The organism is Roseovarius sp. YIN77, assembly GCF_057219155.1.
Window position 1 is genome coordinate 1 of sequence record NZ_JBXVVI010000020.1, and the last position, 17,285, is coordinate 17,285.

Genomic DNA, 17,285 nt, shown 5'->3' on the forward strand with positions numbered 1-17,285 from the left:
CATGCCCGTAAGGCAGCAAATTGTCGCTCGATATCCCAAGCTTCTCCCCAATCTCAATGATCGGACGCTTGACAGCCTCGCGAGCTATCTCAATGTCAGACTTGTAACTCATATATAGGATCCCCTGATTTTCGTGTCCCGGCCGTGCCGATTGTCGACCTATGCATACCGAGTGCATACCGATATTGGCAACGCCGCAGCACCGTATTTCCGACATTTCTGCCCCCGGAACCGTCGAAACCAAGCGCGAGAATTTCGCATTTGGTGCAATTCATTTCCTAAGGTGGAATGGATCACGGATAAGCCTATAAAACCAGGGGGCCGAGCCTAGAAAATCTTGCGAGATGTTCCGATTAGATGCGTCCAGAATCAAAAACCGCCGCTGATTCGCAGCGGCGGTTTTTTAGTTTTCTGACGATCCCAGGGATCACGCTGTCGGTGTCGGCTCCATATCCCCGCCGGGCTTGGCCTTGGGTTTGGTCTTTGGAATGGCTGTCACCGATGGTGCGCTGCCCTCGTCGGAGCCATTTTCATCATCTGGGTCGACATGTGGTGGCTCCCCGCGCAAGATACGCTGAATCTCTTCTCCGGTCAGGGTTTCATATTCCAGAAGACCCTGTGCCAGGCGTTCGAACTCTTCTTCGTTTTCAGAGACGATTTTATGGGCACGGTCATAGCCTTCGTCGATCAGGCGCTTGACCTCTTGTTCGATCAATTCCTTGGTCGCGGCCGACACAGAGAACCCCGCCGTCTGGCCCTGGTAGCCCTGATGGGCCTCTGAATAATCGATGTTGCCGACAAGATCGGACATACCGTAGCGCATCACCATGGCACGGGCCATCTGGCTGGCCTGCTGAATGTCACCTGCGGGGCCACTGGAGACCGAGTCCGGCCCATATTTCAGAATTTCCGCTGCCTTACCCGCCATGGTCATGGCGATCTTTTGTTCGGCCTCGTCCTTGAAGAGTTGAAGCTTGTCCACCTCAGGCAGGGACACCACCATGCCCAGCGCCGGACCACGTGGAATAATCGTGGCTTTGTAGACCGGATCACATTTGGGGAGTTTCAGGCCAACAATGGCATGGCCCGCTTCGTGATAGGCGGTTTTTTCCTTCTGCTCCTGCGTCAGGACCATGGACCGACGTTCGGCCCCCATCATTACCTTGTCCTTGGCGGATTCAAAATCCTCCATCGTGACAAAACGGCGGCCGATGCGGGCAGCTGTCAGGGCCGCCTCATTCACCAGATTGGCGAGATCGGCACCGGAAAAGCCGGGCGTACCACGGGCGATGATGCGCAGGTCCACATCCGGGCCCAGCGGCGTTTTGCGGGCATGAACGCCCAAGATTTTCTCGCGGCCCTTGATATCCGGGTTCGGAACGGTGACCTGACGGTCAAACCGGCCGGGGCGCAGCAGTGCGGGATCCAATACATCCTTACGGTTGGTGGCCGCGATGATGATCACGCCTTCATTGGCCTCGAACCCGTCCATTTCGACCAGAAGTTGGTTCAAGGTCTGTTCACGTTCGTCATTGCCGCCGCCATAGCCGGCACCACGGTGGCGGCCCACGGCATCGATCTCGTCAATGAAGACGATACATGGGGCGTTTTTCTTGGCCTGTTCGAACATGTCGCGAACACGGGAGGCACCAACACCCACAAACATTTCCACAAAGTCAGAGCCCGAGATGGTGAAGAAGGGCACGCCAGCCTCCCCCGCGATCGCACGGGCCAGCAGGGTTTTACCAGTGCCCGGAGGGCCGACAAGCAGCGCGCCCTTAGGAATCTTGCCACCCAGGCGGCTGAATTTTTGCGGGTCGCGCAGAAATTCGACGATCTCTTCCAGTTCTTCCTTGGCTTCATCAATCCCGGCGACGTCGTCAAAAGTGACCTTGCCCGCACGTTCCGTCAGCAATTTGGCCTTGGATTTACCAAAGCCCATGGCCCCGCCTTTGCCGCCGCCCTGCATCCGGTTCATGAAATAGATCCAGACCGCGATCAGCAGGATAAACGGCAAGAAGGTCATGATGATCGAGGCCAGCCCCGATTGTTCCTGCTGTTTGGCATCTACGGCGACGTTCTTTTCGATCAGGTAATCTGTCAGATCAGCGTCACCCGGTTTGATTGTGGAATAGGTATTGCCATCTGCCCCACGGAAACTGACCCGTTCCCCATCCAATGTGACGGCAGCGATATTGCCATCATCAACTTGTGCGATGAAATCTGAATAGCTGACCGTGCGGTTGTTGACTGACCCGCTGCCACCGCTGAACAGATTAAACAGCGCAAGGATCAGCAGAAAGAGCACGACCCAGAAGGCGATATTGCGTGCGTTATTGCCCAAGGAGATTCTCCATAAAATCCGGTTGGGGCTGCGCATAACACAGCCGCCATCCAGTTAAAATAGAGATGCCCGGGCACATGTTCAATGCGATAAGACAAACCGCACGAAATTGTTTCGCGATGGGGCAAGATTGGCCTGCCAGCCGTTTTCCAGCCCGGTGAGAGGTGCAGAGATCAGTTTTTCAGCCTGCCAGACAGCGGGCGAGGCGATCAAAGACGCGCGCGGCAGGCCGGTATCACGCCAGTTGGGGCAGCCTTTCAACCCCTCTGCCCCCAAGGCGCGAATGGTCAGATCAGAATCATGGGGACCGGCGAGTTGCCAGCGTCCATCCCAATTATCTGTTGTCGCGCAGGACAAATCACGCACAACATTGAATTCCCGTGCGATCCGAACCTGATCATCGCTGATGGTGATCCGGCATCCGGCAAGCGTGCGGGGTTTGTCAGCGATCAAAATGGCGTGGTGCAAGTTTTGCAACGTGTTGGCGCGCGGTGCATAGTCAGCCCCGCTGACCCACAGCAGCGCCTTGGTCACCAGCCGTCGGAAGATGTCAAAAGGCAGCTGGATCATGGGCTGGCGCGCTAACACCAAATCGCCACCCTTCTGACTGCAATGTCGCCGCGCAAAATCAGCGGTGGTTGAAATCAATGCAATGCGGGCAGAGGACAGGTTCAGGGCAATATCGTTCAAAACTCCCTGCGTAATGCCCAACGGTTTTAATACCGCCAGTGCCTGACGTGCCTTCACCCGGTCAAACCGCGTGTCCTCGTTTGAGGGATCATCAACCCATGGCACATCGTTGCGCTTCAGATACGCCCGCAATTCCTGGCGCGATGCTGACTGTAATGGCCGCGCCCAGGTCAGGTCGTCCTCCACCCACCTGCCCCGCATCGCGGCGAGCCCGTCAATGCCGGCTGACCGGGCCATGCGCATCAGGAAGGTTTCGGCCTGATCGTCAGCGGTATGGCCCAGCGCGATATGGCTGAGATGGTTTTGCTTGGCCCAGTCGGTGATCAATCGATACCGTGCGCGACGAGCCTGATCCTGAAGGTTGCCCGTGCCGTCCCAATCTGTCCATTTCACGGTGTCGTGCGGGATATCATGCTCGGCACAGAAATCAGCGACAATAATGGCTTCGTCAGCAGCTTCGGGCCGCAATCCGTGATCGACCGTCACCGCGAAAACCTGCCAGCCCGAATGTGGGGCGGCGCGGTGCATCAAGTGAAGCAAAGCCATGGAGTCGCCACCGCCTGATACGGCCACGCCAACACGACTTGGAGTATCAGGTGAAAAGGTCGACTGGACCACATGTAGCAAAAGAGCGTCCTGCCCCTCTGACACAGGAAACTTCTCACTCACAGGCAGTTGTACTCAACCTGTGCGGCGCGGGCTTCCAGCTCTGCCTCGGTGCCCGGAAACCGAATGCCGACCTGATCGAACATCTGGCAGGCATCCGATGTCTGACCAAGGGCGGCCAAAGTCGTGCCGACCTTGAACAGGGCATCCGACGCGCGCGCGCCATTGGGGGCGGTTGAAAAGCTGTCCAGATAGGCCCGGGCAGCATTTTGCGTCTGCCCAAGCTGTTCCAATGCGTCGCCCCGCAGGAAATGCGCCTCTGCACTTAGCGGGCCACCAGGGTAGGTTTGCGCGAAGGTCGCAAATTGTTCAGCGGCGGAGACAAGATCACCGCCTTCAAGTGCCGCCGCGGCCCGGTCAAAATCGGCCTGCTCGCCCACGGCAAGCTCCGCCCCACCGGTTGGCGTCGCGATCGCTGGCGCGGTGCCAACATCAACCCCACCCAGCGTCGTACTATCAGACAGATCGGCGATGTCGCAGTTTGCTTCGAGTTCACACAGACGGAATTCCAGATCACCGATCTGATTGCCACCGCGCGTGGCGATCTGGTTCACGTTGAACTCGATCTCTTCCGCCTTGGCGGTCAGGCGTTGCAATTCGCGCTCAATCGCATCAATCCGTTCCAAAGGCGTCACCCCACCAACCGCCGTTTGCGGCGCACCGGTTGTCGACAGGTGGCGTTTTAGGCGCTGCACCTCGACATAAAGCACCGACAGTTCCTGACGAATATCCGCCAGGGTTTCATCGCGGGACTGGGCGATGGCTGCCGGAGCGGTCAGGATCAGTGCCGCAATCACGGCAAAGGAACGGATCATAGCGGCCTCCTAGCTAGATGGGATACCTGCCGTCACCACCGATACAGACCGGCGGTTCTGACGATAGCAACTTTCATCCGAACAAATTTCTAACGGACGCTCTTTGCCATAGGATACGGTGTGCAAGCGGTTGGCGGCGACGCCTTGCGAGATCAGGTATTCCTGAACGGCGTTGGCACGGCGTGCGCCCAGCGCGAGGTTGTATTCCCGTGTGCCCTGTTCGTCTGCGTGACCTTCGATCCGCACCGTGTATTCTGGGTTGACGTTCAACCAGTCCACCTGGCCGTTCAATGTGATGCGCGCCTCGTCATCCAGCGTGCTTTGATCCACGGCAAAAAGCACACGGTCGCCGATGGATTGGTTGAAGTAGGCGATGGAACTTGGATCGGACGGATCACCGAACTGGCCGATGCCAGCCCCGGCATCAGCGCCGCCTCCGCCACCACTGCCAAAACGTGCGGGGTCGGTACAGGCCGCGAGGCCCAGTGCGGCGACCAGCATGGTCGCTTTGATCAGATGTTTCATGGTCATTGCCCTTTATATGTCTCTGCTCGTTTGATTTGCATTCTATCACCACCTAAGGTGTTTGGAAACTTAAGGCAGCAACGGCGACCAGGCCGGATCAGACGCGGCCCCGCCTGTGTTTACCCGACGCAAGTTACGCCCCGAAATATCAACGGAATAAAGCGACGGCGCGCCTCCCGATCCGGCAGTTTCGCGCATAAACATCAAAACCCGCCCGTTTGGAGCCCAGGTCGGTCCCTCATCCAGGAAAGAGGCCGTTAGCAGGCGTTCCTCACTGCCATCGGAGCGCATCACGCCGATATGGAAACGGCCCGCATTTTGCTTGGTAAATGCAATCATGTCCCCGCGTGGGGACCAAACCGGTGTGCCGTAGCGCCCCTCGCCAAAGCTGATGCGGCGCGATTCGCCGCCACCTGTTGGCATGACATAAAGCTGCGGCGCGCCAGAACGATCTGATTCAAACACGATCCGGGTGCCGTCTGGCGAAAAGCTGGGCGCGGTTTCGATGGACGGGGCTGAGGTCAGGCGTTGGCGCTGGCCGGAGTTCAGATTCAGCAGATAGATATCGGTATTGCCGCCAGCACTCAGCGAATAGACCACAGAATTGCCGTCGGGGCTGAAACGCGGGGCGAAGGTCATCGTGCCCCGCTGATCGTCCAAAGCCCGGCGTTGCACCGTGCGCACATCCATCAGATAGATACGCGGCAGGCCAGTTTCGTAAGAGGTATAGAGCACCCGGTCGCCGTTGGGCGAAAAGCGTGGTGCCAAAACGATCGAGGAATCATCGGTCAGGTACTGAATATTGGCGCCATCATAGTCCATGATCGCCAATCGCTTTTGCCGCGCGTTCTTGGGGCCTGTCTCCGCAACATAAACCACGCGGCTGTCGAAATAAGGGCTTTCACCGGTGATCCGGGAATAAACCGCATCCGACACCTTATGCGCCAACCGCCGCCAACTGTCTGCCGGGCCGCCCAATTGCAGGCCTGCGCCCATTTCCTGACCGGCAAAGACATCAAAGAGGCGGAACTTGACAGATACCCGACCAGAGGCGCTGACATTGACCGAACCGGTGATCAGGGCCTGTGCGTTGATCGCGCGCCAATCGGCATATTGTACAGGCGCATCAAAATTGCGGACCTGCCCAATGAATGCCTCACTGCCGATCTGGCGAAAGAGCCCGGTGCCAGCCAAATCCGCCGCAACCACCTGAGAGATTTGCTGTGCCATTTGACCCGATGCCGCATTTTCAGACACGAAGACCGGCAGTGCAAAGGGCAACGGTTCAATCACCCCTTCGGTGATTTCAATGCGAAGGGGGCCGCTGCTTTGCGCAGCAACAAATGTGGCTGGCACGCTGAAGATCAGCGCAGCCGCCAGAAGCGAGGTCAGTTTCTTAAATAATCTCATCTGGTCCTCATATTCTCAGGGTTGAAGGTAATTTCAATCTCTTGCCAGTGGTCATACTTGTCGATCGGCAGATTATAGCCGTCGCGCTGGCAGCGCAGGATCGCCCGGCGGGCGGCCTGAAAGGCCGTATCAACCGCGCGTCCAGTGCCACCGCTGCTGGAGACCAGCTGTAATGAGTTGCTGACCACTTTGCCATCACGGCCCATCGATAAGCCAATCACAACCGTGACATTTGCCGCCTCGGACCCGACATCAACATTCCAGCATTGCTGCACAGCTAGCCGCAGGCCCTCGCGTTCGCCACGGGTCAGGGGTGGGCCGGAGGCCACGCGCGGTTCCTCTGTCTGATCATTGGCTTCGGCCACTGCGTTGTTGATCACATCGGCCAGCGGATCGCGTTCGGTTTCCGGCTCTGGGTCCGGTTCAGGCTCTGGGCGGGACGGGCGCTGTGGACGCGACAGAGGACGCAGGGAAGATGCCAGACCCGTCTCTTCCTCTTCGGCCTCTGTCACGATTTCTGTAGTGGCCGCCTCGGGCGCGGTGGCGTCTTGTGCCTCTGCCTGAGCGGATTGAGTGGCATCTGGGCTAAGCGCAGGTTGCACCGTGTCGCCGACATCCACATCGGGCTCTGGCAGCGGCACCGCCTCTGGCGCCACGCGATCGGCCTGCTGAGGCGCGCCATCATCGGGCAAGATCGGGGTTTGGCTGTCGGCCTCATCCGGTGAGGGGAGCAGCTCTGGCGTTTCTTCTACGATTTCCGGTTCGGGCAGTGCGGCCAGATCGGACACATCGGGCGGCTCGGCCTGTTCCGTTGTGTCGGGCACTTCTGGGGCATCGGTGCTTTCGGGCACCGGATCAGGCTCGGGCGTTTCTGGTGTCTCAGCCTCTTCGGGTTCTGCGGGCGTCACAACCTCCTGCGACAATTCCGGTGCGGGGCGTGTGTTGGGATCGGTCAGTGCGGCGAATTCAGCCTCTGAAAGGATCGACACATCAGCAGCGGTGAATTCTGCATCCTCGACATGCGAAAACAGGCCGCCGAAAATCAGCCACAGGATCAGGGCCAGATGCCCGATGCCAGAGATGATATAGCCCGTGCGCACGTGCCTGCCTCAGCCGTCTTGACCGTCCAGCGTCGGGCCGCCGATATCCGTGACCAGCCCGATATTGTTGAACCCGGCCGCGTTCAGCGCCCCCATCACCTGCACGACCTGTTCATAAGGAATAGCGCCGTCGGCGCGAATGAAGACCTTGTCACCCTCACGCTCCGACGCGATGGCCCGCAGCTTGGCAATCAGATTGTCGCGTGGGGTTTCTGCGGTCTGGATCAACATCCGGCCATCGGCGGTCAGCGTGATGGTCAAGGGTTCCTCTTGTTCTGCGGGCAACGCGCCTGCCGAGGTTTCCGGCAGTTCGACCGGCACGCCCACGGTCAAGAGCGGCGCCGCCACCATGAAGATGATCAGCAGCACCAGCATCACATCGACAAAGGGCGTGACGTTGATTTCGCTCATCGCCTGATGACGATGACCCCGGCCCGAACGACGGCGGCGGCTACCGCCACCCCCACCAGATTTCATGACACCTGCGCCCATCTCAACTGTCCAACTGACGCGAGAGGATCGTGGAAAATTCGTCGGCGAAGGCCTCGTAGCCTGCAACCAGCCGGTCGGCATCAGAGGAGAGTTTGTTATAAAAAATCACTGCCGGGATCGCGGCCAGAAGGCCAAGGCCAGTGGCAAACAGCGCCTCTGCAATCCCCGGGGCCACAACGGCCAAATTGGTGTTTTGCTGGGCGGCAATTTCGATGAAGGCATTCATGATGCCCCAGACCGTACCGAAAAGACCAACGAAGGGTGCTGTCGACCCGACCGTGGCCAGAAACGGCAGGCCACTGATCAGTTTTTCGCTTTCCTTGGCAATTGCCACATCCATCGATCGGTCGATCCGGGCCTGTGCGCCCGCGATCATCTCTCCACCTTCACGATGGCTGCGCCGCCATTCCGACATGCCCGCCGCAAAAACCTTTTGTGACGCGCCGCCCGGGTCGGGGCCGATTTGGTCAAACAATTCGTCAAGTGGATCACCCGACCAGAAAGCGCGGTCAAAGACGCTCGCCTCTGTGCGGGCAGCCCGGTAGTTTTTATGCTTTTGGATGATAATCGCCCAAGACCAGAAAGAGGCCGCGATCAGCATCAGGATCACGAGCTTTACGATCAGTGTCGCCCGCGCAAACAGCGCCCACATGGAGAAATCAATCTCCGACGCCGCGCCAAGGATTTCGGTTTCCATTTGCCTGCTCTTTTGTTGTGCCGTCTTTATGCGGCGTATTTATCCACAACTTAGCTTAGTTACAGGGGGAATGCCATCAAATCTGCGTCAAGCCGGATGAAATCGCTGCCTAGTGCAGAATCAGGCGGATATTCGCCGGAAGCCGGGCGGGTTGACCGGTTTCAGACAGGGCCACAAGGGTGACGATGGCCGAAAACAAGACCTCACCGTCACGCATCACGTCCTGCCGCAAAACAATGCGCGCGCCTGTAACGGCCTCTATCGTGGTGACCACCGTCAAATCATCGGCAAAGCGTGCCGGCGACAGATAGTCGGCCTCCACTCGGCGGACGGCGAAAACGATCCCTTCCTCATTCTTCAACGCGGTCTGATCGATCCCCAATCCGTGCACCCATTCCGTCCGGGCGCGTTCAATGAATTTCAGGTAATTGGCGTAATAAACGATCCCGGCCAGATCGGTATCTTCGTAATAAACGCGGGTGTGAAACTGATGGGTCATGGGTCTGCCTGTTTTGGCAAAAAGATCAGGCCAGCGCCGGATTTGCAAGAGGCTCTGCGATGGCATCAACGTGTAAATCCGGGCATTTGGGCTATTCCGAATTCAGGGCGAAGGCGCTAGGTTGCCTGCGACAAGACATTGAGGACGCCGCACATGCCCCCGATCACGACCGATCCGACCATGCTGATACTGACCGCTGTGCTGGCCTATCTGCTGGGATCTGTGCCCTTTGGCATGGTGACAGCGCGGCTGATGGGGCTGGGCGATCTGCGCCAGATAGGATCTGGCAATATCGGGGCCACAAATGTGCTGCGCACCGGCAACAAACTGGCGGCTTTCCTGACACTGATCTGCGATGCAGGCAAAGGGGCGGTGGCGGTTCTGATTGCCCGCTGCGTGCTGGCAGAAGATGCCGCGCAATTGGCGGGGCTGGCCGCATTTCTGGGGCATCTTTATCCGGTCTGGCTGAAATTTCATGGCGGCAAGGGGGTTGCGACTTGCCTGGGTATCCTGCTGGCGCTGTCCTTCCCTGTTGGTCTGTTTACCTGTTTGACCTGGCTGGTGGTCGCCGTTGTTTTTCGGATCTCATCGCTATCGGCACTGGTGGCGGTGGCCGCCTCGCCCTTCTGGATGCTATGGGCCGGGTATTCACAAGGCATTTTGCTGGCCATCGCACTGATCGTGCTAGTCTACACGAAACACCTGCCCAATATCCGCAGAATTGCTGCGGGATCAGAGCCCAAGATCGGCAAAAAGTAGTTATCCCAACAATGTAAGAGGGCGGGATTTAGTTTTCAGAAACATCCATTTCGCGTCTAAGCTCGCGCAGCACCGGAAGCGCGGCGCGCACGCGATCTGCGCCGATATTGCGAACTGCCTGATCGATGATCGGAGAGATGGCCCGCAATGCCGCCTCTCGTGCCCGACGCCCGGCGGGGCTGATGGCCACCATCTTGCGACGCGCATCTTCCCAATCGGGGCGAATATGAACGTGACCCGCCCATTCAAGCTTCGACAAAGTGTTCGTCATTGCACCCTTGGTCACGTGAAAGGCCCGGGCCAATTGGGCCGGCGATTTTTCCTCATTCGTGTGGGCAAGATGGTTCAGCACCGAAAAATGCGACAGCTCCATCCCCTTTGGCAGGGCCTTGGTCAGCTGGGTTCTGGCCAGCTGATCTGCCATCAGCACTTCGGAAAACAGTGCGATGGCCAGCGTTTCGGTTGTTTCAGACATCAGGGGCCTTCGAACGGGCGGTCATGCGACAGCGATGGGATTTTCTGACGACACTTATCCACGTCCAAGAGGTCAAGATCAACGATTGTAATGCCGGGCGCCTCTCCGGCGTCGGCCAGAACCTCCCCCCACGGGGAGACGACGAGCGAATGACCGTAGGTTCGTCGCGGCCTGCCGGTCGAAATCTCATGAGCGCCGCATTGTGCCGGGGCCAGCACAAAACACCCGGTTTCGATGGCACGGGCGCGCAACAAGGCATGCCAATGCGCCGCACCAGAAATGGGGGAAAATGCCGCCGGGACGGTCAAGATACGGGCACCTGCTTTGGCCAATGTCCTGTGAAGATGGGGAAAACGCACGTCATAGCAAATGGTCATTCCCACCGCACCAAAGTCAGTTTGGGCCAGAACGGCGCGTGATCCCGGGCGATAGCCATCGGATTCGCGAAAGCTTTCCCCGGCGCCGAGATCGACATCAAACATGTGAATCTTGTCATAACGCGCAACCACCCCACCATCAGGCGCGATCATGAAAGAACGGTTGGCAAAGCGGCCATCAGGATCTTGGGTCTTCAACCCTAGAGATCCAATCAAAAGCCATATGCCCAGCTCTGCCGCGATATCGCGCAGGGCGGGCAAGGTCTGATCTTCCTCCTCCAGCGCCAGCACGTCTAGTTGATGGCGGCGGCTGTTGGAAACACAATTGGTGACCTCTGGTGTCAGGATGAACGTTGCACCCTGCTCTGCCGCCTGCCGGATCATATCCTGCACCACCACGACATTATCCGCAGGCTGGTCGCTGGAATTCAGTTGCAGAAGGGCAATGCGCATGGATATCCGTTCCGGGGTCAGGCGGTCAGTTGTGTATCGAGCTTACCCCTGCGATCCAGATCATACAATTCGTCGCAGCCCCCGATATGCCGCCCGTTGATGAAAATCTGTGGCACCGTGTGACGACCACCGGCCAGACGCATCATTTCCTGACGTTTACCAACATCGCGCCCGACGTCAATTTCATCAAAGCTTGCGCCCTTTTTTGCCAACAGACGCTTGGCCGCATGGCAGTACCCGCAATAAGCGGAGGTATAGATGGTAACCGATGGCATGTAAGCACCTGTCTGGAATCGCGCAGTCAGGTGCATTTAGTGATCTTTTGGCACCCGCGCTAGTACTGCGACATCAATTTTCTGTGCCCCGGCTGCAAGGCATGCCTCTGCCGCTGTGGAAAGTGTCGCGCCAGATGTCATCACATCATCGACCAACAGGATGTTTCGCCCAACAATCAAGGATCTGTGCCGGGGTGTGATCTGAAACGCACCTGCCAAACTGGCAAATCGGGCATCGCGTCCAATCCCATCCAGAACCGGGGTCGGCCTGGTCCGCAACAGCAGGTCGACACAAGCGTGCCCGGCTGTCTCATGTGCTAGCCCCTGGGCCAAGAGAGCGGCCTGATTGTACCGTCGCCGAAAGAGCCTGTTTCGATGCAACGGCACCGGTGCGATGAGCGTCTTTGGCCCGATCAAACTACCTATGGCGCGCACCATCCATCGCGCTGCAGGACGCGCCAGATCCGTGCGATCCCCATGCTTTAATGCCAAAACCAAAGATCTGGCTTTATCCTGATAAAGAAGGGCCGCCCGCCCCTGCACCCATGGCCGTGCAACACGCAGGCAATCATCGCAATATTCGGTCTGACCCGTGTGCCCCCCCGGCAGCGGCGTTCCACACGCATCACAGATCAGTCCCTGAATGAACGCCACAGACTGCCAACACTCAGGACACAAAGCGAAATCCTGATCCACGATCAAGGGGCATCCCACGCATTGTGGTGGAAAAAGTCGGTGCAACAGGCTTTGAATCATAACCAATCCTTACTAGATAGGGTGGACTTCAAAGGACCACACATGACCACCTCTGCCTCTCCGACCTCAAACGCGCCGCCAGAACTGACAGACCGCAAGGCCGTTCTGCGCAACCGGTTGCGGGCAATAGCCACCGGTGCAGAGCTGTTTCTGCACCACGACGTGGCTGATGAGATTGAGGAAAGACTGATTGAGGTTAACAGAACGTTTACGCACCCCGCCATTGTCACCGGTTTTCCCGAGGTTTGGGCCAACCGATTGCCCGATGCGGTGATTGTCGCGGATGACGATCGCCTCAACCTTCGTGAAGGGGCTCATGATCTGGTCATTCATATGATGGGACTTCACTGGGCCAATGATCCGGTTGGGCAGCTAGTGCAATGCAGACGTGCATTGAAACCAGACGGGTTGCTCATTGCGGCCTTTTTCGGCGGGCAGACTTTGTCAGAGCTTCGTGGCGCACTGGCGGAGGCCGAGGCCACAATCCTGGGTGGCCTGTCGCCCCGCGTGGCGCCAATGGGTGAAATCCGCGATCTGGGTGCCCTGTTGCAACGCGCGGGTTTTGCGCTGCCAGTGGCCGATTCCGGTGTTCGAAATGTCACTTACCCGGATTTGTTCCGGCTGATGCATGATCTCAGGGCAATGGGCGAAGGCAATGCGCTGTCAGCACGTATGAGAAATATCACCCCGAAGGCCCTATTCGCCGAAGCTGCCACCCGATATCAATCCGCATTCGGTCTGCCTGACGGCCGCCTGCCCGCCACGTTCGAGGTCATCATGCTGACCGGTTGGGCCCCCGATGACAGCCAACCCAGACCGCTACGCCCCGGTTCTGCCTCTGCCCGTCTGGCAAATGCCCTGAACGCCGTAGAAATTCCTTTGGATGAGGGTGCAAACCCCGACCAGACCGACTAGACAGCCACAAATCAATTCGAGCAGGACGCAACCCAATGACATCGCCACTTCCTCTGGACCATCCCAAGTTGCCGCCCCGCAAGATCGGCGTTCTGATTGCAAATCTGGGCACACCGGATGGCTATGACTACTGGTCGATGCGCCGTTACCTGAATGAGTTTCTGTCTGACAAGCGGGTGATCGATTACCCGGCCTGGAAATGGCAGCCGATCCTGCAGGCCATTATCCTGACCAAGCGGCCCTTCAGTTCCGGCGCGGCCTACAAATCGATCTGGAATGAGGACAAGGGTGAAAGCCCGCTGATGACCATCGCCAGAGACCAAACCGACGGGCTGCGCGAGGCTTTGACCAAAGAATATGGCGATCAGGTGATGGTGGAATTCTGCATGCGTTACGGCAATCCGTCGACCAAATCCAAGGTTGACGCAATGATCACTGCCGGATGTGACAAGATCTTGTTTTTCCCGCTTTATCCGCAATATGCAGGGGCCACGACAGCGACGGCAAATGATGCTTTCTTTGCGACGTTGAAAGATGCGCCCTGGCAACCCGCCGTGCGCACTGTTCCGGCCTATTTCGACGATCCCGGTTATATCGATGCGCTGGCCGGGTCGGTTCAGGCGGCCTATGACAAAATGGATCATCAACCCGATCTGCTGGTCGCCTCCTACCACGGTATGCCCGAACGCTATCTGATGCAGGGCGATCCGTATCACTGCCAATGTCAGAAGACCTCTCGGCTTTTGAAAGAACGCTTGGGCTGGGCCGATGATCAGATCGTCACAACGTTCCAGTCCCGTTTTGGCCCGGAAGAGTGGTTAAAGCCCTATACTGTGGACGAGGTCGCACAGCTGGCACAGTCCGGCAAAAAGAACATTGCGGTGATCGCCCCGGCCTTTTCGGCCGATTGCATTGAGACGTTGGAAGAGATCAACGAGGAAATTCGTGACAGTTTCATCGAGGCCGGCGGCGAGAGCTTCACCTATATTCCCTGTCTGAACGCGGATGACGCCCATATCGCGGCTTTGGCCGGAATTGTCCGTCAGAACCTGTCCGGCTGGGTCTAATCCCGAACCAAGCCATCAGTCTTGACACGGATTGGAGCTCTCTTAATATTGACATTGTCAATTAAATGGAGCGCGCGATGTCGGAACAGAAATTCTATCAAGTGGGCGAGGTGTCTGATCACCATCCCGTCCCACAAGAATTCACCCCAGACCCATTCAAAAAATCCCGCCCGCCCGAACCGCTGCGATTTGAGGTCAATCTGACCGCCGAAGCCGGAACCAAGCAAAAGAAAACCGGGACGGTCCAAGTCAACATTCCCGGCTTTAGCCCGGTTCGGATGTTTTGTGACGAACAGCCCCCGGTGGGCGATGACACAGCGCCGCCGCCCCTGGCATTTTTCTGTGCCGGGATCGGGTTTTGCCTGATGACCCATTTGACCGACATCCTGACAGCCCGAAAAATCCAGGTTGACGGCCTGAAACTGGAACAGCGCGTCCGGTTCAAAACCAACCTGGGGACGATGCGCGATCTGGGCTACACCACAGAGGGTGAAACCGAACATGTTGAAACCCACGTCATCATCGAAAGCCCTGAGCCCACCGACCGGATCCGCGACTTGTTAGACGAGGCCGAAGGCGCCTGTATGGCGCATCACGCCCTGCGAAATCCGATCCCATGGTCCACGCGGTTGGTTCATAATGGGACAGAAGCGATCAGCCGCACGGGGTGACAACCAGGAAGATTTTGGGCCCGCTGTTTGTGCTATAATCCCACTGTCACAATGACAAGACGGAGGGGTTTTCGATGATTATGCGAGTTTTACAGGTGGTAACACGACCTGGCAAGGAAGACGCATTCAGCCGTTTCTTTCATGAAACTGCGATTCCATTGATGAAGGGGACGGATGGAATTGTGGATGTGTTACCTGGCGCTGCACGGCCCGAAAGCCCGAGGGAGTTCAGCTTTGTCATGATCTGGCGGGATTTAGATGCACTAAAGGCCTTTGTTGGCGAAGATTACACAACACCACACATCGATCCAGCAGAGGAAGAGATCGTCGAGTCACGTACCATCCGCCATTATGATCTAGTAGAAGATTAAAAAAGGCGAGGAATTCCCCGCCTGATATGTGCAATCTGTTGAGGGCGTCAGATCAGCAGAACCTGCGTGCCCACTTTGGCCAGTGAAAACAGCTCTGAGATATGTTCGTTGTAAAGGCCAATACAGCCGTTTGACGAGCGCCGCCCGATCTTGCGCGTGTCATGGGTGCCGTGAATGCGGTAATAGGTCCAGCTGAGATACAGCGCATGCGTTCCCAGCGGATTGTCCGGCCCCGGGGCCACATATTCCGGCCATTCCGGGTTGCGTTCGCGCATCGCAGGGGTCGGCCGCCAAGATGGGCCTTCGACCTTGCGAACCACTTTGGTACGGCCACGCCGCGTCAGATCATCGGACATGGGGACAGATGTCGGGTAGAGCTTATAGGTCTGGCCATCCGCGCTCCAGTAATGTGCGGCACGAGAGGTAATATCGACCAGAATTGCCCCATTGCGCAGATTGTCGAAATAGGGTTCCCAGTCCAAAGACCGGAAGCTCGAGATATTGCGACGGGTGACCGGGGTAACCGCTTGCTCGAATTCCGTGCTTCCATCCGTGTTTTGAGCCCATACAGGCGCGGCTGTCAGGCCCAACGCGGCCCCGCAAGACGTTTTCAGAAAACGACGCCTATCCAATCCATATTTCATCGCACCACCTATTGTACCTTTCTTGGCTGTCAGCCAAATATGGGCGCATAATATGGCGAGAATGACGCAGTCGCAATTCAAATAGGCGTTAGATTGCCGGTTTGCGCGCCTGAGAGTTTGATCTGTCACACCAGACCCGATAGATCAGGGCAACGGCAAAAGGGTTTATGTATGTTACAGAAGTTTGGGTTTATCTTCGCTCTTGGCTTGATGCTGACCGCTTGTACAACATCCGCGATACGGTTGGGTCCTGATGGTCGCCCGTTGCCGCAGGTCTATCATATACCCAGCGAATCCGAGGTGCAGTTCCGGACGTTGGACTCGGTGAACTCGCTGCGTCAGGCCGCCGGCGTGCAGCAGGTGATCCTGAGTTCAGAATTGAATGCAGCGGCGGCCACGCATTCGCGCGACATGTCGGTGCAAAACCGTGCCTGGCACTTTGGGTCCGATGGCTCTTCGCCATTGGATCGCGCCGCGAGAGCAGGGTATTCAGGCACGCTGATGGGTCAAAACATCTCTGAAACTTATGAGACAGAGCTGGAAACTCTGGCCGCCTGGATGCAACGTGAGGATACGCGCGATGTTATTCTTGATCCGCGCGCGACGCATCTGGGGATTTCCTGGCATCAGGATGAAAATGGCAAGATCTGGTGGACGCTTCTGACCGGTGCGGCCCGCAGCACGGTTATCAGTAGTCTTTAAGGGTATATCGAGATCGGCGTGCCGGTCGCGACCATCGCATAAATCTCTTCCATCTCTTCATTGCTGACAGCGATGCAGCCATAGGTCCAGTCGGGCCCTTTCAGGCGGCGCATCAGCTTTGGGTCGCCATGGATAAAGATGTCACCCCCCGGGCTACGCCCCATCGCGCGGGCACGGGCAATATCGCGTGAATTGGGGTAGGATATGCCGATTGACAAGTGAAAATCGCTGTTCGGATTGCGGCGGTCGATCAGGTAATGGCCTTCGGGTGTGCGACCGTCGCCTTCGATCTGTTTATGACCCTCCGGGGAGAACCCTAGATCGACATTGTAAGCTTTCAGCACATTCCGATCCGCCATTAGGTACATGCTGCGTTTTTCCTTGAAGACAAGAACGCGCGACACATCCGGCCCATCATAGGTCCGAATTTTGCTGCTGCATCCGCTCAGCAAACCCAAGGCCCCCAGCCCGGTCACTATTGTTCTACGATCCATCTGCCCGATCGCCTGTTTTATTTTATTGTCATTGTCTTATCGCATCGGCCACCGCCGAGGCAACGAAAACAGGCAAACATTACGAAAT

General features: G+C 57.5%; 21 protein-coding genes. 6 read left to right on the top strand and 15 right to left on the bottom strand.

Translation table 11 applies throughout. From position 1 onward, the window contains the following. Positions 1-427 precede the first annotated feature (427 nt). The 9 genes from ftsH to ybgC form a co-directional block, all read right to left on the bottom strand. On the bottom strand, positions 428-2,344 hold the full coding sequence (gene ftsH, locus AC2D8P_RS14110) for an ATP-dependent zinc metalloprotease FtsH (RefSeq protein WP_484703436.1): 1,917 nt from the start codon (positions 2,342-2,344) through the stop codon (positions 428-430). Between the two features lie 81 nt (positions 2,345-2,425). Beyond that, the gene (gene tilS / locus AC2D8P_RS14115; RefSeq protein ID WP_484703437.1) at positions 2,426-3,703 is read right to left on the bottom strand and encodes a tRNA lysidine(34) synthetase TilS; all 1,278 of its coding nucleotides are present in this window, start codon (positions 3,701-3,703) and stop codon (positions 2,426-2,428) included. Next, positions 3,700-4,515, bottom strand: coding sequence for a tol-pal system protein YbgF (gene ybgF, locus AC2D8P_RS14120; RefSeq protein ID WP_484703438.1), 816 nt, complete (start codon positions 4,513-4,515; stop codon positions 3,700-3,702). Before ybgF ends, tilS begins: the two co-directional genes overlap by 4 nt. A 9-nt stretch (positions 4,516-4,524) precedes the next feature. Beyond that, positions 4,525-5,040 carry a peptidoglycan-associated lipoprotein Pal gene (pal, locus tag AC2D8P_RS14125; protein ID WP_484703439.1) on the bottom strand — a complete coding sequence of 172 codons (516 nt, stop codon included), beginning with the start codon at positions 5,038-5,040 and terminating at the stop codon, positions 4,525-4,527. 69 nt (positions 5,041-5,109) lie between these two features. Beyond that, complete coding sequence (gene tolB, locus AC2D8P_RS14130; RefSeq protein ID WP_484703440.1) at positions 5,110-6,450, bottom strand: Tol-Pal system beta propeller repeat protein TolB; 1,341 nt, start codon at positions 6,448-6,450, stop codon at positions 5,110-5,112. Beyond that, entirely contained in the window at positions 6,447-7,550 is a 1,104-nt protein-coding gene (locus tag AC2D8P_RS14135; RefSeq protein WP_484703441.1) for a hypothetical protein, read from the bottom strand. Before AC2D8P_RS14135 ends, tolB begins: the two co-directional genes overlap by 4 nt. 9 nt (positions 7,551-7,559) lie before the next feature. After that, a complete protein-coding gene (gene tolR, locus AC2D8P_RS14140; protein WP_484703442.1) occupies positions 7,560-8,042 on the bottom strand; it encodes a protein TolR in 483 nt (160 codons plus the stop codon). 1 nt (position 8,043) lies between these two features. Continuing rightward, a complete protein-coding gene (gene tolQ / locus AC2D8P_RS14145; RefSeq protein WP_484703443.1) occupies positions 8,044-8,739 on the bottom strand; it encodes a protein TolQ in 696 nt (231 codons plus the stop codon). Between the two features lie 109 nt (positions 8,740-8,848). Next, positions 8,849-9,238 carry a tol-pal system-associated acyl-CoA thioesterase gene (gene ybgC, locus AC2D8P_RS14150; protein ID WP_484703445.1) on the bottom strand — a complete coding sequence of 130 codons (390 nt, stop codon included), beginning with the start codon at positions 9,236-9,238 and terminating at the stop codon, positions 8,849-8,851. A gap of 153 nt (positions 9,239-9,391) precedes the next feature. On the opposite strand from ybgC, the gene plsY reads away from it, so the two are divergent. Beyond that, the gene (plsY, locus tag AC2D8P_RS14155) at positions 9,392-9,997 is read left to right on the top strand and encodes a glycerol-3-phosphate 1-O-acyltransferase PlsY (protein WP_484703446.1); all 606 of its coding nucleotides are present in this window, start codon (positions 9,392-9,394) and stop codon (positions 9,995-9,997) included. A 28-nt stretch (positions 9,998-10,025) separates the two neighbouring features. Here plsY and AC2D8P_RS14160 read toward each other — a convergent pair whose 3' ends face one another. Genes AC2D8P_RS14160 through AC2D8P_RS14175 form a run of 4 tightly spaced genes read right to left on the bottom strand, consistent with a single transcriptional unit; the run spans position 10,026 to position 12,333 of the window. After that, the gene (locus tag AC2D8P_RS14160; protein ID WP_484703447.1) at positions 10,026-10,472 is read right to left on the bottom strand and encodes a MarR family winged helix-turn-helix transcriptional regulator; all 447 of its coding nucleotides are present in this window, start codon (positions 10,470-10,472) and stop codon (positions 10,026-10,028) included. Then, complete coding sequence (locus AC2D8P_RS14165) at positions 10,472-11,302, bottom strand: carbon-nitrogen hydrolase family protein (protein ID WP_484703448.1); 831 nt, start codon at positions 11,300-11,302, stop codon at positions 10,472-10,474. Before AC2D8P_RS14165 ends, AC2D8P_RS14160 begins: the two co-directional genes overlap by 1 nt. A gap of 17 nt (positions 11,303-11,319) precedes the next feature. Further along, on the bottom strand, positions 11,320-11,577 hold the full coding sequence (gene grxC, locus AC2D8P_RS14170) for a glutaredoxin 3 (protein WP_484703449.1): 258 nt from the start codon (positions 11,575-11,577) through the stop codon (positions 11,320-11,322). A gap of 36 nt (positions 11,578-11,613) precedes the next feature. Next, positions 11,614-12,333 carry a double zinc ribbon domain-containing protein gene (locus AC2D8P_RS14175; RefSeq protein ID WP_484703450.1) on the bottom strand — a complete coding sequence of 240 codons (720 nt, stop codon included), beginning with the start codon at positions 12,331-12,333 and terminating at the stop codon, positions 11,614-11,616. Between the two features lie 42 nt (positions 12,334-12,375). Between AC2D8P_RS14175 and AC2D8P_RS14180 the strand changes: the two genes are divergently transcribed. The 4 genes from AC2D8P_RS14180 (at position 12,376) to AC2D8P_RS14195 (ending at position 15,357) form a co-directional block, all read left to right on the top strand. Beyond that, on the top strand, positions 12,376-13,248 hold the full coding sequence (locus AC2D8P_RS14180) for a methyltransferase domain-containing protein (protein ID WP_484703451.1): 873 nt from the start codon (positions 12,376-12,378) through the stop codon (positions 13,246-13,248). Between the two features lie 35 nt (positions 13,249-13,283). Next, the gene (gene hemH / locus AC2D8P_RS14185) at positions 13,284-14,315 is read left to right on the top strand and encodes a ferrochelatase (RefSeq protein ID WP_484703452.1); all 1,032 of its coding nucleotides are present in this window, start codon (positions 13,284-13,286) and stop codon (positions 14,313-14,315) included. Positions 14,316-14,392: 77 nt separating this feature from the next. Next, a complete protein-coding gene (locus tag AC2D8P_RS14190; RefSeq protein WP_484703453.1) occupies positions 14,393-14,986 on the top strand; it encodes an OsmC-related (seleno)protein in 594 nt (197 codons plus the stop codon). Between the two features lie 74 nt (positions 14,987-15,060). Then, positions 15,061-15,357 (top strand): putative quinol monooxygenase, encoded by a 297-nt coding sequence (locus tag AC2D8P_RS14195; protein ID WP_484703454.1) that lies wholly within the window; start codon positions 15,061-15,063, stop codon positions 15,355-15,357. 47 nt (positions 15,358-15,404) lie between these two features. On the opposite strand, the gene AC2D8P_RS14200 is transcribed toward AC2D8P_RS14195, so the two are convergent. Further along, positions 15,405-16,001, bottom strand: coding sequence for a L,D-transpeptidase (locus AC2D8P_RS14200; RefSeq protein WP_484703456.1), 597 nt, complete (start codon positions 15,999-16,001; stop codon positions 15,405-15,407). A 171-nt stretch (positions 16,002-16,172) separates the two neighbouring features. On the opposite strand from AC2D8P_RS14200, the gene dalA reads away from it, so the two are divergent. Continuing rightward, positions 16,173-16,703, top strand: a complete 531-nt coding sequence (gene dalA / locus AC2D8P_RS14205) for a divisome-associated lipoprotein DalA (RefSeq protein ID WP_484703457.1) — start codon at positions 16,173-16,175, stop codon at positions 16,701-16,703. Here the strand turns inward: dalA and AC2D8P_RS14210 are convergent. Continuing rightward, positions 16,700-17,197, bottom strand: coding sequence for a L,D-transpeptidase family protein (locus tag AC2D8P_RS14210; RefSeq protein WP_484703458.1), 498 nt, complete (start codon positions 17,195-17,197; stop codon positions 16,700-16,702). The two genes, dalA and AC2D8P_RS14210, sit on opposite strands and share 4 nt — an antisense overlap. Positions 17,198-17,285 lie beyond the last annotated feature (88 nt).

Excerpts from the sequence above, each read along its gene's own strand:
- grxC (WP_484703449.1), bottom strand. The coding sequence starts at position 11,577 with ATGCCATCGGTTACCATCTATACCTCCGCTTATTGCGGGTACTGCCAT.
- AC2D8P_RS14175 (WP_484703450.1), bottom strand. The coding sequence starts at position 12,333 with ATGATTCAAAGCCTGTTGCACCGACTTTTTCCACCACAATGCGTGGGA.
- AC2D8P_RS14160 (WP_484703447.1), bottom strand. The coding sequence starts at position 10,472 with ATGTCTGAAACAACCGAAACGCTGGCCATCGCACTGTTTTCCGAAGTG.
- dalA (WP_484703457.1), top strand. The coding sequence starts at position 16,173 with ATGTTACAGAAGTTTGGGTTTATCTTCGCTCTTGGCTTGATGCTGACC.
- AC2D8P_RS14195 (WP_484703454.1), top strand. The coding sequence starts at position 15,061 with ATGATTATGCGAGTTTTACAGGTGGTAACACGACCTGGCAAGGAAGAC.
- ybgC (WP_484703445.1), bottom strand. The coding sequence starts at position 9,238 with ATGACCCATCAGTTTCACACCCGCGTTTATTACGAAGATACCGATCTG.
- AC2D8P_RS14200 (WP_484703456.1), bottom strand. The coding sequence starts at position 16,001 with ATGAAATATGGATTGGATAGGCGTCGTTTTCTGAAAACGTCTTGCGGG.
- ybgF (WP_484703438.1), bottom strand. The coding sequence starts at position 4,515 with ATGATCCGTTCCTTTGCCGTGATTGCGGCACTGATCCTGACCGCTCCG.
- AC2D8P_RS14210 (WP_484703458.1), bottom strand. The coding sequence starts at position 17,197 with ATGGATCGTAGAACAATAGTGACCGGGCTGGGGGCCTTGGGTTTGCTG.
- AC2D8P_RS14190 (WP_484703453.1), top strand. The coding sequence starts at position 14,393 with ATGTCGGAACAGAAATTCTATCAAGTGGGCGAGGTGTCTGATCACCAT.
- plsY (WP_484703446.1), top strand. The coding sequence starts at position 9,392 with ATGCCCCCGATCACGACCGATCCGACCATGCTGATACTGACCGCTGTG.
- tolR (WP_484703442.1), bottom strand. The coding sequence starts at position 8,042 with ATGGGCGCAGGTGTCATGAAATCTGGTGGGGGTGGCGGTAGCCGCCGC.
- AC2D8P_RS14180 (WP_484703451.1), top strand. The coding sequence starts at position 12,376 with ATGACCACCTCTGCCTCTCCGACCTCAAACGCGCCGCCAGAACTGACA.
- hemH (WP_484703452.1), top strand. The coding sequence starts at position 13,284 with ATGACATCGCCACTTCCTCTGGACCATCCCAAGTTGCCGCCCCGCAAG.
- tolB (WP_484703440.1), bottom strand. The coding sequence starts at position 6,450 with ATGAGATTATTTAAGAAACTGACCTCGCTTCTGGCGGCTGCGCTGATC.
- pal (WP_484703439.1), bottom strand. The coding sequence starts at position 5,040 with ATGAAACATCTGATCAAAGCGACCATGCTGGTCGCCGCACTGGGCCTC.
- AC2D8P_RS14165 (WP_484703448.1), bottom strand. The coding sequence starts at position 11,302 with ATGCGCATTGCCCTTCTGCAACTGAATTCCAGCGACCAGCCTGCGGAT.
- tolQ (WP_484703443.1), bottom strand. The coding sequence starts at position 8,739 with ATGGAAACCGAAATCCTTGGCGCGGCGTCGGAGATTGATTTCTCCATG.